The organism is Caballeronia sp. A2-2, assembly GCF_057612605.2.
The window spans coordinates 1434950-1449450 of record NZ_CM172588.1 but is presented as its reverse complement, the minus strand read 5'-3'; the positions used below and the strand labels follow the sequence as shown (position 1 = coordinate 1449450).

Annotated in this window: 14 protein-coding genes; 9 read left to right on the top strand and 5 right to left on the bottom strand. The window is 60.1% G+C overall.

The annotated features are described in order from the left end of the window. Window positions 1-165: 165 nt before the first annotated feature. Window positions 166-1176, bottom strand: a complete 1011-nt coding sequence (hpnA, locus tag ACZCWR_RS22985; protein WP_487303918.1) for a hopanoid-associated sugar epimerase — start codon at window positions 1174-1176, stop codon at window positions 166-168. A 173-nt stretch (window positions 1177-1349) separates the two neighbouring features. Between hpnA and ACZCWR_RS22980 the strand changes: the two genes are divergently transcribed. From ACZCWR_RS22980 to ACZCWR_RS22960, 5 genes are all read left to right on the top strand, one after another. Further along, window positions 1350-4439, top strand: a complete 3090-nt coding sequence (locus ACZCWR_RS22980) for a response regulator (protein ID WP_487303917.1) — start codon at window positions 1350-1352, stop codon at window positions 4437-4439. Window positions 4440-4444: 5 nt separating this feature from the next. After that, on the top strand, window positions 4445-5290 hold the full coding sequence (locus ACZCWR_RS22975) for a CheR family methyltransferase (protein ID WP_487303916.1): 846 nt from the start codon (window positions 4445-4447) through the stop codon (window positions 5288-5290). Between the two features lie 2 nt (window positions 5291-5292). Next, on the top strand, window positions 5293-5919 hold the full coding sequence (locus ACZCWR_RS22970) for a chemotaxis protein CheB (protein ID WP_487303915.1): 627 nt from the start codon (window positions 5293-5295) through the stop codon (window positions 5917-5919). Between the two features lie 16 nt (window positions 5920-5935). Then, window positions 5936-7060: a hybrid sensor histidine kinase/response regulator gene (locus ACZCWR_RS22965; protein WP_487303914.1), complete on the top strand. Its 1125-nt coding sequence runs from the start codon at window positions 5936-5938 to the stop codon at window positions 7058-7060. Window positions 7061-7128: 68 nt separating this feature from the next. Continuing rightward, on the top strand, window positions 7129-7425 hold the full coding sequence (locus ACZCWR_RS22960) for an acylphosphatase (RefSeq protein WP_487303913.1): 297 nt from the start codon (window positions 7129-7131) through the stop codon (window positions 7423-7425). 4 nt (window positions 7426-7429) lie between these two features. Here ACZCWR_RS22960 and egtD read toward each other — a convergent pair whose 3' ends face one another. Next, window positions 7430-8398: an L-histidine N(alpha)-methyltransferase gene (egtD, locus tag ACZCWR_RS22955; protein WP_487303912.1), complete on the bottom strand. Its 969-nt coding sequence runs from the start codon at window positions 8396-8398 to the stop codon at window positions 7430-7432. Window positions 8399-8693: 295 nt separating this feature from the next. On the opposite strand from egtD, the gene rarD reads away from it, so the two are divergent. Continuing rightward, the gene (rarD, locus tag ACZCWR_RS22950) at window positions 8694-9668 is read left to right on the top strand and encodes an EamA family transporter RarD (RefSeq protein ID WP_487304777.1); all 975 of its coding nucleotides are present in this window, start codon (window positions 8694-8696) and stop codon (window positions 9666-9668) included. 92 nt (window positions 9669-9760) lie between these two features. On the opposite strand, the gene ACZCWR_RS22945 is transcribed toward rarD, so the two are convergent. Next, complete coding sequence (locus ACZCWR_RS22945) at window positions 9761-10057, bottom strand: hypothetical protein (protein WP_487303911.1); 297 nt, start codon at window positions 10055-10057, stop codon at window positions 9761-9763. Between the two features lie 314 nt (window positions 10058-10371). On the opposite strand from ACZCWR_RS22945, the gene ACZCWR_RS22940 reads away from it, so the two are divergent. After that, on the top strand, window positions 10372-10707 hold the full coding sequence (locus ACZCWR_RS22940; protein ID WP_487303910.1) for a hypothetical protein: 336 nt from the start codon (window positions 10372-10374) through the stop codon (window positions 10705-10707). A gap of 95 nt (window positions 10708-10802) precedes the next feature. Continuing rightward, window positions 10803-11171 (top strand): hypothetical protein, encoded by a 369-nt coding sequence (locus tag ACZCWR_RS22935; RefSeq protein WP_487303909.1) that lies wholly within the window; start codon window positions 10803-10805, stop codon window positions 11169-11171. Between the two features lie 152 nt (window positions 11172-11323). On the opposite strand, the gene ACZCWR_RS22930 is transcribed toward ACZCWR_RS22935, so the two are convergent. Both ACZCWR_RS22930 and ACZCWR_RS22925 read right to left on the bottom strand, forming a co-directional pair. Next, a complete protein-coding gene (locus ACZCWR_RS22930) occupies window positions 11324-11890 on the bottom strand; it encodes a transglycosylase SLT domain-containing protein (protein ID WP_487303908.1) in 567 nt (188 codons plus the stop codon). Between the two features lie 356 nt (window positions 11891-12246). Further along, window positions 12247-12654 (bottom strand): helix-turn-helix domain-containing protein, encoded by a 408-nt coding sequence (locus ACZCWR_RS22925; protein WP_487303907.1) that lies wholly within the window; start codon window positions 12652-12654, stop codon window positions 12247-12249. 509 nt (window positions 12655-13163) lie between these two features. Between ACZCWR_RS22925 and ACZCWR_RS22920 the strand changes: the two genes are divergently transcribed. Continuing rightward, a complete protein-coding gene (locus ACZCWR_RS22920; RefSeq protein ID WP_487303906.1) occupies window positions 13164-14045 on the top strand; it encodes a DUF6088 family protein in 882 nt (293 codons plus the stop codon). Window positions 14046-14501 lie beyond the last annotated feature (456 nt).

Sequence of the window (14501 nt, the reverse complement as noted above, 5' to 3'; positions counted from 1 at the left end):
CCCTCCGGCAACAAACCGCTATTCTGCCTGATTTTGCGGGGCAGGCGTGCGAAAGCGGGCGCTGGTTGCGGGGTGAAACGGGGGTTTTTCTTGTTGGATCAGGGAGTTAGATTTTTTTGGGTCTTATAGAAGAGTTGGGGTTTTTGAAATGATGCACGACCGGCATCACCGCTTGAGATACCCATTCCCCCCAAACCACCCCAACGCATCCTTCAACCCCTCGATATAAGGCCGCGCCCCATACCCCAACTCCCGTGTCGCCTTCTCCGACGTAAACCACATCTTGTTCTTCGACATCTTCAACGCATCCCGCGTCACCATGGGTTCGCGACCGCTGAATCGCGCAAACCATTCCGCCCCGAGCGCCACCGGATAAAGCGGCCCGCGCGGCAACCGAATGGTCGGCGGCTTGCGCCCGACAATCCCCGCGATATCCGCCAGCATCTGCTGCAAGGACAAATTCTCGCCGCCAAGGATGTACCGCTGCCCGACAACCCCGCGCTCCAGCGCCAGAAAATGCCCACGCGCGACATCATCGACATGGACGAGATTGAGGCCCGTATCCACGAACGCGGGAATCTTGCCCGTCGCGGCTTCCACGATGATGCGCCCCGTCGGCGTCGGCCGCACATCGCGCGGGCCGATTGGCGTCGACGGATTCACGATCACCGCCGGCAAGCCGTCCTGCGCGACCATGCGCTCCACCGCGCGCTCGGCCAGCACCTTGCTGCGCTTGTACGCGCCGATGGTGTTCGCGGCATCCGCAGGCTTGGTTTCATCGATGATCGCGCCCGAACTCGTCACCTTCAGCGTCGCCACGCTGCTCGTATATACGATCCGCTCGACGCCTTCGGCCAGCGCCGCGCGCATGGTCGCCTCGGTGCCGAGCAGGTTCGCGCGCTCGATCTCGCTCGGGTCCGGCGCCCAGATTCGATAGTCCGCCGCGACGTGAAACAGGATGCGCACGCCCTTGAGCGCGGCGCGCATCGATGCCTCGTCGCGCATGTCGCCGACGACGATCTCGGCATCCAATGACTCCACGTTCTTGCGCGGACTGGTCGCGCGCACGAGCAGACGCACATCGAAACCACGCTCGATGGCAAGCCGCGCCACCGCCGAGCCGACGAAACCGGAGGCGCCCGTGACGAGCACGCGAGCGCCGGAAAAATCAGTCATTCTTACCTCGATATAAAGGCTTGCGCGGCCTTATTTCGTCAACATTGCCGCGCTTCCGGAACTTCGTCAAAAGGCCGCCGAGCCCGATATGACAAGGGCTCGCGGCTCGTGATATGGTCGCTGACTGCCGCGCGAGCGCCCGCGCGGACGTCGAACAATAAACCTGGTAAACGATGCCTCAAGACACTCGAAACCGCGCTTCGTGGATCTATCTCGCCATTGCGATCGCCCTGTCGGTCGTCTTCGCCATCGACCTGCTGACGCCCACGCGCATCGCGATCTGGGTGTTCTACATGCTGCCGGTCGCGCTGTGCGTGTGGGTCGGAAAACCCATCGTGCCCATTTTCACGGCAGTCGTCTCGGCGGTGCTGATCGTCGCGGGCTACGTGCTCTCGCATTCCGACAGCCTCGCCAACCCCGAAGTGTTGCAGATCAATCGCGCGATGGGCATCGTCGTGATGTTCGTGCTCGCAGCAGTCGCGCATCTGTATATCAAATCGCGGCTGGCGGTTCAACGGATTGCGTGGCTTCAGCAGGGCGTCGTGCAGATGAGCCAGCAGTTGCGCGGCGAGCAGTCGCCCGCGTCCATCGGCGTGAGCGTGCTGCGCTCGCTGGTGCCGTTTCTGAACGCGAAGGTCGGCGTGGTCTATTCGCTCGAAGACGATGCGTTGGCGCGCGTCGCATCGTGGGCCTTGCCGGATGAAGATGGCGCGCCGAAGCGCATCGCGCGCGGCGAAGGGCTCGCGGGACAGGCGGTGGTAGAGAAGCGCATCCTCGAATTGCGCGATGCCTCGCCGCATTATCTGAAGGCCGGTTCGGCGCTCGGCGCGGTCACGGCCTCGCGCGTGCTGATCGCCCCGGTGCAGGCGGATGGCGAAGTGACCGGCGTCGTCGAACTCGGTTTTGTTGGCGATGAAGGCCAGTTCGACGATGCGCGCGCCGTGCTGGAGAACGCATCGGAAAGCATCGGCATGGCGCTGCGTTCGGCGCGTTATCGCATGCGGCTTGTCGAGTTGCTCGAAGAAACGCAGCGGCAAAGCGAGGAATTGCAGGTGCAGCAGGAAGAACTGCGCGTGTCGAACGAGGAACTCGAAGAACGCGGACGCGCGTTGCAGGACTCGCAGGCGCGGCTCGAACAGCAGCAGGCGGAACTCGAACAGACCAACGTGCAGTTGGAAGAGCATTCGCAGAATCTGGAACGGCAGAAGTCGGAACTGCTTCACGCGCAACAGGAACTCAAGACCAACGCGTTGCAGATGGAACGCGCGAGCCAGTACAAGTCCGAGTTTCTCGCCAATATGTCGCACGAATTGCGCACGCCGCTGAACAGTTCGCTGATCCTCGCCAAGCTGCTTCAGGACAACAAGCAAGGCAATCTCTCCGACGAACAAGTGCGCTATGCGGCGACCATTCATTCGTCGAACAGCGATCTGCTTTCGCTCATCAACGATATTCTCGATCTTTCGAAAGTCGAAGCAGGGCAAATGGATGTGCAGTTCGCACCCGCCGCCGTCGATTCGATTCTCCAGACGCTCCGGCAGAGTTTCGCGCCGGTGGCCGAGAACAAGGGCGTGGAGTTCATCACGTCGCATGCGGATGATGTGCCGAAATACTTCGTCACCGACACGCAACGCCTGCTGCAAGTGCTGCGCAACCTGCTATCGAACGCCTTCAAGTTCACCGAACGCGGCAGCGTGACGGTCGCCGTCGTGCGCGCCGGCGACGATACGCTGCGCTTCGAGGTGCGCGATACGGGCATCGGCATCGCGCGCGAAAAGCAGGAGATGATCTTTCAGGCGTTCCAGCAAGCGGACGGCACCACGAGCCGCAAATATGGCGGCAGCGGTTTGGGTCTGTCGATATCGCGCGAGTTTTCGCGGTTGCTGGGCGGTTCGGTCGCGGTGACGAGCGAGCCGGGGCAGGGCAGCACGTTCTCAGTGACCTTGCCGATCGCGGCGCGCGAAGGCACGGTCACCGCGAAGCTGGAACCGATCGTCGAAATGAAAGAGCCGGTGCGCGAACATGTTCCTGCGCCCATCATTCAAGTCCCGCCTATTGCCGATGATCGCGCCGCGCTCAAGCGCCAGGGCCGCACCATTCTTGTGATCGAGGACGATCAGCCGTTCGCGCGCATTCTCTACGATCTCGCGCACGAACTCGATTTCGACTGCGTGCACGCGGCCAACGCCACGCAAGGCGTGGAACTCGCGCGCACGCTTCAGCCGAGCGGCATTCTGCTCGATGTCGGTCTGCCCGACCAGTCGGGCCTGACCGTGCTCGAATGGCTCAAGCACGATCCGCTCACGCGCCACATTCCCATCCATATCGTCTCCGCGACGGATCACGCCGATGTCGCGCTGCATCTCGGCGCAATCGGCTACACGTTCAAGCCGAGCGCGCGCGAAGACCTCGCGCAGGCCATGCGCAAGCTCGAAGCGCGTTCGTCGCAGGGCATGCGGCGCGTGCTCGTGGTCGAGGACGATCCGACGCTGCGCCAGAGCATTCACGCATTGCTGGCGAGCGAGACGGTGAGCATCGTCGAGGCGGGTTCGATTGCGGAAGCGCTGGACGAAATGCAGCGCGCCGTGTTCGATTGCGTGGTGATGGACCTCGCGCTTCCCGATGGTTCCGGTTATGAATTGCTGGAACGCGTATCGACGAGCAGCGAGCAGGCATCGCCGCCGGTTATCGTCTACACGGGGCGCATGTTGTCGCAGGACGAGGAACAACGTCTGCGCCGATATTCGAAATCGATCATCATCAAAGGTGCGAAGTCGCCCGAACGTCTGCTCGATGAAGTCACGCTCTTTCTTCACAGCGTGGAAAGCGCGCTGCCGCCCGAACAGCAGCGCATGCTGCGCGCGGCGCGTCAGCGCGATGATGTGTTCGAAGGCCGCTCGATCCTGCTCGCCGAAGACGACGTGCGCAATATCTTCGCGTTGTCGCGCGTGATCGAACCGCTCGGCGCGAAGCTCGAAATTGCGCGCAACGGACGCGAGGCGCTCGAAGCGCTGGCGCGTCACGATGACATCGATCTGGTGCTGATGGACATCATGATGCCGGAGATGGACGGCCTCACCGCGATGGCCGAGATTCGCAAGGAGCCGCGGCATGCGCGTTTGCCGATCATCGCGCTGACGGCGAAGGCCATGCAGAGCGACCGCCAGAAGTGCCTCGAAGCGGGCGCGGACGATTACATCTCGAAGCCCATCGACGTGGACAAGCTGGTGTCGCTGTGCCGCGTGTGGCTCAGGCAACGATGAACGCTATGAACGCCATGAACGAAGATAAGCACGAGGACGAAGCGACGTTCGATATCGAACTGAAACTGATCCTCGAAGCGATCTACCTTCGATATCAGCACGACTTCCGGCATTACTCGGTAAGTTCGCTGCGGCGCAGACTGGCGCAGGCGGTGAACGATCTGAACATGCCGACGCTTTCGCATCTTCAGGAAAGGATTCTGCGCGACCCGGAACTCTTCGCGCGGCTCTTTCAATACCTGACGGTGCAAGTCAGCGAGATGTTCCGCGATCCTCATTATTTTCGCGCGATTCGCGAACAGGTCGTGCCGATCTTGCAGACGTATCCGTCGATCAAAGTGTGGGTCGCGGGATGCAGCAGCGGCGAGGAATTGTGGTCGCTCGCGGTGCTGTTCGCGGAAGAAAAGCTCGCGGAACGCACCGTGTTTTATGCGACCGATATCAACGCCGAAGCGCTGCGCGCGGCGGAAAATGGTATTTATCCGCTGGAGCGCGTGGCGGGCTTCAGTCAGAACTATCTGGCGGCGGGCGGCAAGCGTTCGCTGTCGGACTACTATCACGCGGCTTACGGCGCGGCGAAATTCTCGCAAACGCTCAAGTCGCGCGTGGTGTTCGCGGATCACAGTCTCGCGACGGACAGCGTGTTTCTGGAGGCGCATCTGGTGTCGTGCCGCAATGTGCTGATCTATTTCGACCGCGCGTTGCAGGATCGCGCGTTGAATCTGTTCAGCGATTCACTCGTGCGGCGCGGTTTTCTCGGACTCGGCAGCAAGGAAAGCCTGCGCTTTTCGAAGCACGCCGATCGCTTCGCGGACTTCAATCCGCGTGAGCGGCTTTATCAGAAGGTGTAGCCATGATCTTCGCGGCCGACCCTGCTTTCGATGCCGTGGTGATCGGCGCATCGGCGGGCGGCGTCGAGTCGTTGACGCGGCTGTTGCCCGCGTTGCCGCGCGATTTCGCGGCGGCGGTGCTGATTGTCGTGCATGTGCGGCAGGGTCAGCCGAGTTTGTTGCCGGATCTGTTCGCGCAGCGCTGCGCGTTGAAAGTGGTCGAGCCGTTCGACAAGGACGAAATCACGCCGGGCACGATCTACTTCGCGCCGCCCGGTTATCACATGCTGGTGGAAGCGGAAGGCAACACGCCACCGGCGATTGCGCTGTCGGTCGATCCGCCCGTGCGCTTCTCGCGGCCCTCGGTGGATGTACTGTTCGAATCGGCGGCGCATGCTTATGGCGCGCGGCTGCTCGGCATCGTGCTGTCCGGTGCGAACGATGACGGCGGCCACGGCACGCGCGCCATTCGCGAAGCGGGCGGCGTGTGCTGGGCGCAGGAGCCGGAAACGTCCTTCTCGCCCACGATGCCGCTTGCGGCCATTGCGGCGGGCGCGAATGAAGTGCTCACGCTGGACCAGATGGCGATGCGTCTGTCGAACGTGTCGAACTTGTTGAAAGGCACGCAGGATACCGAACGAAATGAATGAGGCAAGGAGTCACCAGATGACGCAACCCATCCACGTGCTGATCGTCGACGACATCCGCAATAACATCACGGCGCTCGAAGCGTCGCTGGCGCGGCCGGACGTGTCGGTGCTGAAGGCCGAATCGGGGCCGGCTGCGCTCGAACTGCTGCTCAAGCACGAGGTCGCCCTCGCGATCCTCGATGTCAACATGCCCGGCATGGACGGCTTCGAACTCGCCGAACTCATGCGCGGCAGCCCGCGCACCGCGCATGTGCCGATCATATTTTTGACGGCGACCGCGCAGGACGCGAGCCGCACGTTTCGCGGTTACGAAGCGGGCGCGGTGGACTTTCTCTACAAGCCTTTCGATTCGCGCATCCTCAATTCGAAGGTGGACGTGTTCATCCAGATGGACCGCCAGAAGCAGCAACTCGCGACGCAACTCGCCACCATGCAGCAATTGCTCGATGCAAACGAAATGCTGATGGCCGTGCTCGGTCACGATCTGCGCACGCCGCTGTCGGCGGTGATCGCGTCCGCCGAATATCTCGCGCGCTTCGTGAAGGACGAGAACGTCGCGAATATCGGCAACCGCATCAAATCGAGCGGCATGCGCATGGTGCGCATGGTGGACCAGTTGCTCAATCTCGCGCGGCTGCGTGGCGGGCGCGTCACGTTGCAGCCGCGCGCGGTGGATGTGACGGCGCTGGCGCAGAACATCGTCGAGGAATATGAGGCGCGCGTGGGACGTGGGCGCATTTTCGTTTTGCGCGATGGCGACACGCTCCTGCAAGGCGATGGCGATTTGATCTCGCAGGTGTTTTCGAATCTGATCGGCAACGCGCTGCAACACGGGCTGGAAGGTTCGTCCATTCAAGTGCGCTTGCAGGGTCGTGTGGACGAGGTGGTCGTCACCGTGCAGAACGCCGGAGAGATTCCGGTCGAAGTGTTGCCGACCATCTTCGCGCCGTATCGTTCGGGAAGAAGGCAAAGCGAATCGAGCGGGCTCGGCCTCGGTTTGTATATCACGCGCGAAATCGCGCAGATGCACGGCGGCGATGTCACGGGCCGCTCGAACGCGCAGGAAGGCACGGTGTTCGAAGTGACGCTGCCGCGCTCGCCGCGTCCGTTCAGTGGCGCGCAGCCGTTTCGTCTGAGTTGAAACGCGTTGGAGCCGCATCGTTACAATGCCGGCTGTGAAGTTCAACCGACAACTCAGAGGAATGCACGATGTCCGGCCCGGATCTGGATAAGCGAATCGAAACTTACTATGTGCACGTGAAAGGCGTGGTGCAGGGCGTGGGCTTCAGGCATCACACCGTGCGGCGCGCGCATGCGCTCGGCGTGCGCGGCTGGGTCGCCAATCTCGATGACGGTTCGGTCGAGGCTATCGTGCAGGGTGCGGCCAATCAGGTCGATCTGATGCTCGAATGGCTGCGACGCGGGCCGCCGCATGCCCGCGTCACCGAGTTCTTCAGCGAAGAGCGTCAGGTCGAGAAGCGCTACGAGCGCTTTGAGCAACACTGACGTTTCAACGCGCCACCAACAGGCTTTCCGCGAACTGCCATTCTTCGTCGCGCCACTGGTGCGTGGATTCGAAACCCGCATCGGCGGCAATCGGCGCGACTTCGGCCGCTTCGTACTTGTGGCTGCTTTCCGTCCAGATCGTTTCGCCTTCGCGGAATTCCACGTTCAAGCCGGCATCGCGCACGCGCACCGACAGCGGCCGCTTCGCGCGCAGATGCATTTCGATGCTGCGTGCATCGGGATTGAAACGCGCGACGTGCTCGAAGGCATCGATCGGAAATTCACCGCCCAATTCGCGGTTGATGCGCGCCAGCAGATTCAGATTGAACGCCGCCGTCACGCCGATGGGATCGTCATACGCGGCGATCAGCGTGGGCAGCGGCTTGATGAGGTCGGTGCCGAGCAGAAGGGCATCGCCGGGCAATAGCATGCCGCGAATCGAGCACAGAAAGCGCGTGGCCGCGAGCCGCGCGAAATTGCCGATGGTGCTGCCCAGAAACAGCACGAGCAAGCGTTCGCCTTCACGACGTTTCGCGCCGACTTCGGCCAGGCCCGCGAGATAGTCGCGTTCATGTCCGACGATCGACACGCGTTCGATATCGCCCAGTTCGCGGTGGCAGAGTTGCAAGGCCGTGCGCGATATTTCAATCGGATGATAGGCAGTCGGCTGTTTCTTGCAGAGCGCTTCGAGAATGCGGCGCGTCTTGCGTCCGCTGCCGCTGCCGAGTTCCGCGACCTTCACATTGCCGGGCAAAGCCGCGACGATATCGGCGGCGTGTTCCTTCAACACGCGTTCCTCCGCGCGTGTCACGCCGTATTCAGGCAACGCGGTGATGACTTCGAACAAGGCCGAGCCGACTTCGTCATACAGATACATCGACGGAAGTTCTTTCTGCGGCTCTTTCGACAAACCAGCACGCACAGCTTCGGCGAAAGCATTCGGAATGTGGGGCGACAAGGCAGGTTGAGTCATGACGTCTCCATCGATGCGGCGTTTTTTTCGCGTGGCCGCTTCTGGCATGCGGCACGGTGTAGGACGTAGCGGCACATGTTGCGCCGGTCCGTCAGCGTCGCCGATCAATGTGACCGGCTCGGGACATCTGAGCTACATCTTGCTATTGGGTTTTGAAACGGCTGGCTGAGGCTTCTTTAGCAAAAAGCGCGCACGTCGCCGAAAAATGTTTGAAGCAGATTGTGAAAAGCAGGTGTGCCACACGTTTAGAATGCGCGGTTCCACACTCTACTTCGAAATCTTCGAGACTGCTTCGATGGATCAGCCTGTATTGGGACGCGGCATCGCGTTGTCGCTCGCCGCATCCGCGCTTTTCGCGCTCATGTCCGGCTATACGAAATGGCTCGCGCCGCTGGATGGGCTCGATATTTTCGCGTGGCGCATCGTATGGACGGCACCGGGCGCGCTCTTGCTCGTGGCCTTGCGTCGCCGTTGGCCGCAGTTATGCGCGCTCGTTTCGATGCTTGTGCGCAGGCCTCGTTTGCTCGTGGCGTTTTCTGTCGCGGCGGGTTTGCTCGGCGTGCAGCTATGGATTTTTCTATGGGCATCGCTCAACGGACGCGCGCTGGAAGTGTCGCTCGGCTATTTCCTTTTGCCGCTTTCGATGGTGCTGCTCGGCCGCTTCTACTATCACGAGAAGCTCGACGCGCTTCAATGGGCGAGCGTGGCAATGGCGATCGTCGGTGTCGCGCATGAACTCATTGCGACGCAGGCGTTCGCGTGGCCGACGATGGTCGTCGTGCTCGGTTATCCGCCGTATTTCGTACTGCGTCGAAAGTTGAACGCCGATCCGCTCGTGGCGTTTGCGGCGGAAATCGTGCTGCTCGTGCCGGTGGCGGTGTGTATGTTGTTCGCGCGTGGATCGTTTGCGCCGATCGCGGATAAGCCGCTTTTATGGGCGGTTTTGTTGCCGGGGCTCGGTGCGTTGAGCACGGTGGCGCTTGCGTCTTATTTGCGTGCGAGCCGCTATTTGCCGATCGCGTTGTTCGGCATTCTCGGTTACGTGGAGCCGGTATTGCTCGTCGGTGTCGCCGTCTTATTGCTAGGCGAACCGTTCAATGCACATCAACTCGGAACGTATGGACCGATCTGGATTGCCGTGGCATTGACCGCTTTGCATAGCGTGCGGCTTTTAGTGCGTGAGCGCGCCAATCGCGCATTGCCCGTCAGCGAACATCATGCAAGCGCGGAACACGAAGTCAGTGCGCAAAGCGCCGAGCGACAAAACTAAAACAGGCGAGCCCAAAGACTCGCCTGAAGAAAACGCACCGGATATTCTTAACGTTTAAGCCCGGTGCGCGATGCGATGACGCCGGCCTCCCCTTACTGCTTCGCCGCGTCTACCTTCGCATCGGCGGCCGACTTGTTCGCGTCGCTTTGCGCCACGACTTTTTGTTTGTCGGCCTTCGCTTGCGCTACGTCGGCATCCTTCGCCGCTTCCTGCTTCTTCTTGTCCGCCTTGGCTTGCGCGGCGTGCTTCTTGGTGTTGGCTTTCGCCTGTGCTTCGGTCTTCTCGTGGTTCGCCTTGATTTGCGCCTTGCTCGCGTCGGTCGAAGCGGTTTGCGCGAATGCGCCGGTGACGAGCAGTGCGGATGCGAGAGCAGCGACGATCTTTTTCATGGATGCAACTCCTTGTTGCTTCGTAGTTGGCGCAACGTAGTTCGCTGCGCTGACCGTCAAAACGCACGCCGATGACGCGGCGTTGACGTGCATCGAGTGACAAAGGGTAACCAGACGCGAGCAAATGAAACGAAGCGCGGGCGGGCCTAACGTCTTGTTACATGTGCGCGGGATAGTTGGGTATCCATATCGATTTATTCGCTAAGCGAGACTTGTAAGTCTTGAAATGCGCGCTTACCAATTGCATCAGTTATTTCTTAGGCTGCCGCTTAAGATCGTTTCATGAACCCGGGAAACGGGAATGGGAGAAGGCCATGAAACGCGCAGCACTCGTCTTGTTGATGATCGGCAGTCTCACGGTGGCCGGTCAGGCATCCGCTCACGGGCGTGGCGGCTATGGCTACGGACACGGGCACGGCGGTGGCTCGAATGGCGGCGCGATTGTCGGCGCGTTGATCGGCGGCGCGGTGCTGGGTGCGCTGGTGAGTTCGGTGGCCAACGCGCAGCCTGTGTATCAGCAGCCTGTGTATCAGCAGCCGGTCTATGCACAGCCCGCCTATGCACAACCCGCGCCGCCCCCGCCGGGCGCTTGCTACGACAGCTACCAACGCGTGTATGTCCAATGCGCGCCCGCAGGCTACGGTTACTAAGCGCCTGGATGCGGCACGTCACTTGCGCTAAGGAGACCACGGACGTCGCGGCATAGTGACCGCCTCGGACGACAGTCAACCTTTGGAGACTTGCAATGAACGCGATCACGAAAAAGCTGGTGATTTCCACCCTGATGCTCGGCCTCGCAGGCGGCGCTTATGCACAAGCGGGCGGCGGCGGTGGAGCGGGTGCAGGCGGTGGCGGCGGTGCTGGCGCAGGCTCAGCAGGTGCAGGCGGTAATGGCGCTGGCGGCGCGGGCGCGGCAGGTTCGGGCGCAGGCAAGGGCGGCGGCGTCGGCATGAATGGCGCGGGCATGGGCGGCACGCCCGACACGACGACCGGCACCGGCGCCAAGAGCGGCATGGGCAATAGCTCGATGCAACCCGGCACGCCGAACAATCAAATGAACTCGAACGGTGTCAATTCGAACAGCGGCACGTCGAATCAGGGTAAGGGTTACTAAAGAATTGAGCAGCCGCGTTTGACGCGCTAGCGCCTGCGGGTGCGATCGCCGCTAAGAAGCATTGCGGCATCCGCCACGCGGTGGCGCGCAGCGAAGCATTGAAGCAGCAACAGAAGGTCTACAGACTTGCGCTGGACGCAATACAAAGGCGCTTACTGGCCCGACGCGGATGAAGCGTTGGCAGGCACTGCCGCCGGTTCGAACGACTTCACGCGCAAACTCACTTTCTCCGCATAGGCATACGAGCCGCCATAGTTCTTGAGCGCGGTATCCATGTCGCCGCGTGCGGATTTCAAATACCCATGAAGGATTTGCGAGCCGGCATCGATATTGTCTTCGGCGTCGAACAAATCGTGGTCACGCACCAGCGTCTTGTGTGCAGACGGCACGACTTGCATCAAGCCCGATGCGTTGTTCGGTCCGACAGCGGAGTCCTTGAAGCGGGATTCGATCGAGATGATGGCGAGCAACAGCGCGGGCGGAAGCGAATAGCGGGAAGCGGAACTCATGACAGCCGCCGCGATGGTCTGCGCCTTCTCGCGCGCCACGCCGAACTTGCGGCTGATCAAATCGGAAATCTTGTGACTGGCCTGCGCGGTTTGTGCGTCTTGCGGCGCATCCTGTGCGAGCGGTTCGCTTGCGGCTTGCGCGCTCTCTTGCGCGAAGGCGGCGTGGGCGAAACTCAGAGAGAGGATGAGAAATAGGAAAATTCGACGCATCGGTCCAAGGCAGGTCAAAAACGAAGTCGCATTATAGGCTCAACAAATTCCCTTGTGGATCATGGACTTGTCTTAAATCTGATGAAAGATTTTACAAATCGGTAGGGATTACGTCCGCTAGAGCTTCACAACATAGTCTGACGCATTGCCATCCCACCGCATTTGTGACAACAAAGTTCGACGCTTACAACGAAAACATGGTGCGACGCAGCAAGCGTTCTCAACCGCGTCAAAGAAAACCCTATGGGCGCCAGGTTACGCGCTTCGTCTATGTCGATGTACACGGCAAATCACGATACAAGGTAAAAAGTACCGATTGCTGCAATATCGTTTTCAATAGGCCGCGTCTCGAGCGTCTACACGAGTAATTGCCAAGCCTGCACGCCGAGGGCCTCCGCCACGGCGCCTAACGTGTCGACCCTGACGGACACGTTTTTGCTTTCAATTTTGTAAACTTGTTTGCGGTCCAGACCGCTGCGGGTCGAGAGCTCTTCTTGGGTCAGTCCACATGCATTTCTAAAGCGCTTTAGATTTTGGGCAACGCAGTCGGCTAAAACCCGCGCGTCGTATGGCGCAGGTCCGACCTCGACATCTGGATTCAATAAAACCGTAGGGTCGAGGTCAAGGGCGATGGAAAGACGGCTGAGGGTCTCTAGGCGAACGCCCGGCGCTTTTTTCTCGATGTGTCCGACGGTATTCGCAGCCAGCCCGGCAGCGCGCGCAAGCGCCACCTGAGAAACGCCAAGGCGATTTCGGTGGGCCACTAGATTCTTCGCGAGGAGGATATTGACGGACGTTAGCGCTGGCATACAGCAGCAAACTGTAATTAAGTGACATATCGCCGTCTATATCCTTAAAACAGGTATCTTTTATTCATTGTGACATGGGGTTTAAAATTCTCATCACATCCCTTACAAGATTGGGACAAAGGGGATGAGTGCGGAAAAATAAATCGTCATATACACCCTTTTTATCGGGGTATACGACACGTGCTGACCGGGCGTTTGACCTCTAAACTCGTTGAGGTCCGGCTGGTCGGCGGCGAATGACCCTTTAGGTTCGCGGCATCTGCTGCGCACCGCGTGCTCGCTCCGTCGTCCCGTCTTGGCGGCCACGGCTCTAGGGGAGCGAGTGGGCCGCGTGATGCGCCCGATACGTTGCGTGGTCAGACATTTCCGCTTCGAGGCATCAAGGTGCCGAACGACATGTGGCTGCGTGCGCCCCGTCACTACGAGACACGGGCCGCTGTCGCGGCTTTGTTTACTGCCAAGTCATGGAGGCCGTGGAGGAAAGGTTGACACTTGACGACCGTGTTCGGGACGCAATTGCTAGGCGGCGAAGTGTCGTCGTTTTGCGCGCTGAGTTGGCGCACTTAGGAAGCCCTTCGCACCTCAGTCGGGTGCTTCGGCGAATGGTGCACAAGGGTTCGTTGGTACGGGTCAGCCGAGGCGTGTACGCTAAAACAAGGTTGAATAAGTTTACTGGCCGAATGGCGCCGGCGGCGCCATTCGAAACAATCGCTGCAGAGACATTGCGCAAGCTCGGCATCGAAGTGACGCACGGTTTGCTAGCAGCCGACTACAACGCTGGTCGAACCACCCAAATTCCGGTCCTTCCTGTCGTCAACACAGGGCGACGTCGTATCAGAAGGCGGATACAAGTCGGTCGCAAGATTCTGTTGTACGAACGCGCTGAAATTACACGACGCATAAGTCGTGGGGGAAATGAGGACAAGGGCGGCGCGATGAGTGACAAGCAGAGGTTGAGTGGTGTTCTCACGGTGGTTCACACCCAAGTCGCGGTTTATTTGGGCGATGGTGGCGGCGATAGTCTCTTTCTCGTGTGTGACGCTGTATCAGAAGTGCAAGGCGTGTCCGTTTGGCATCGGGCTCTTGATGCTCTCGCAAGCCCTTCACCGCGAGGCCCCTATCCTGTTTCGCAAACTTTCATGATTGTCATCCACGACATCGTTACCGATACAACCGGCAAACAGGAATGGTCAACGACTTATCAGCTTTTGGTCTCATGCAAAGGTCGACGCGCCTCAGCAAAACTGGACACGGCGGAATCTGGCAAAACATTCGCAGTCGTTCCCTACATCATAGGTGACGACGTCATAACGATAGCGAGACAAGTTCTCGCGAGAGCAGAATGAGTACTGCTTGCAGTCGAGGTCAAAGTTATCTCGGACCAACTTAGCTAAGGTTGGTCGAGTAGCAGATTAGGGGAGATGATGAACCAGATGCCTTCGCGAGAAGAGCTTCTCACGCTTGACGAATGCGGGAAGACTCTTGACGTGACGGAACAGCAGTTCGCTCAACTACTACAAGATGGCAGCATGTTCGTACTAGATGTCGACAACGTCCCCTTGCTGCCAGCGCTTTTCGTAGACCGAGCTTTGAATCGAAATCGCTTGCTGAAGATTTGCAGAATCATCGTCCCCGCACCGCCTGCAAGTCGACTCGATTTTCTAATTTCACCACACGGAGGACACAGTTCCCGCAGCCCACTTGAGATGCTTGAGGACAGTCAAGACTTTAGAGAATTGCTGAAGGAGGCGATGGCTTGGGCCGCGGCATGGTCGCGCACTACCGTCTCCGTGTATCGAGGC

What these genes read in the sequence shown, in the direction of transcription:
- ACZCWR_RS22975 (WP_487303916.1), top strand. Translation starts at nt 4,445, where the DNA reads ATGAACGCCATGAACGAAGATAAGCACGAGGACGAAGCGACGTTCGAT.
- ACZCWR_RS22970 (WP_487303915.1), top strand. Translation starts at nt 5,293, where the DNA reads ATGATCTTCGCGGCCGACCCTGCTTTCGATGCCGTGGTGATCGGCGCA.
- ACZCWR_RS22980 (WP_487303917.1), top strand. Translation starts at nt 1,350, where the DNA reads ATGCCTCAAGACACTCGAAACCGCGCTTCGTGGATCTATCTCGCCATT.
- ACZCWR_RS22935 (WP_487303909.1), top strand. Translation starts at nt 10,803, where the DNA reads ATGAACGCGATCACGAAAAAGCTGGTGATTTCCACCCTGATGCTCGGC.
- rarD (WP_487304777.1), top strand. Translation starts at nt 8,694, where the DNA reads ATGGATCAGCCTGTATTGGGACGCGGCATCGCGTTGTCGCTCGCCGCA.
- ACZCWR_RS22960 (WP_487303913.1), top strand. Translation starts at nt 7,129, where the DNA reads ATGTCCGGCCCGGATCTGGATAAGCGAATCGAAACTTACTATGTGCAC.
- ACZCWR_RS22945 (WP_487303911.1), bottom strand. Translation starts at nt 10,057, where the DNA reads ATGAAAAAGATCGTCGCTGCTCTCGCATCCGCACTGCTCGTCACCGGC.
- ACZCWR_RS22965 (WP_487303914.1), top strand. Translation starts at nt 5,936, where the DNA reads ATGACGCAACCCATCCACGTGCTGATCGTCGACGACATCCGCAATAAC.
- ACZCWR_RS22940 (WP_487303910.1), top strand. Translation starts at nt 10,372, where the DNA reads ATGAAACGCGCAGCACTCGTCTTGTTGATGATCGGCAGTCTCACGGTG.
- ACZCWR_RS22930 (WP_487303908.1), bottom strand. Translation starts at nt 11,890, where the DNA reads ATGCGTCGAATTTTCCTATTTCTCATCCTCTCTCTGAGTTTCGCCCAC.
- hpnA (WP_487303918.1), bottom strand. Translation starts at nt 1,176, where the DNA reads ATGACTGATTTTTCCGGCGCTCGCGTGCTCGTCACGGGCGCCTCCGGT.
- ACZCWR_RS22920 (WP_487303906.1), top strand. Translation starts at nt 13,164, where the DNA reads ATGGAGGCCGTGGAGGAAAGGTTGACACTTGACGACCGTGTTCGGGAC.
- egtD (WP_487303912.1), bottom strand. Translation starts at nt 8,398, where the DNA reads ATGACTCAACCTGCCTTGTCGCCCCACATTCCGAATGCTTTCGCCGAA.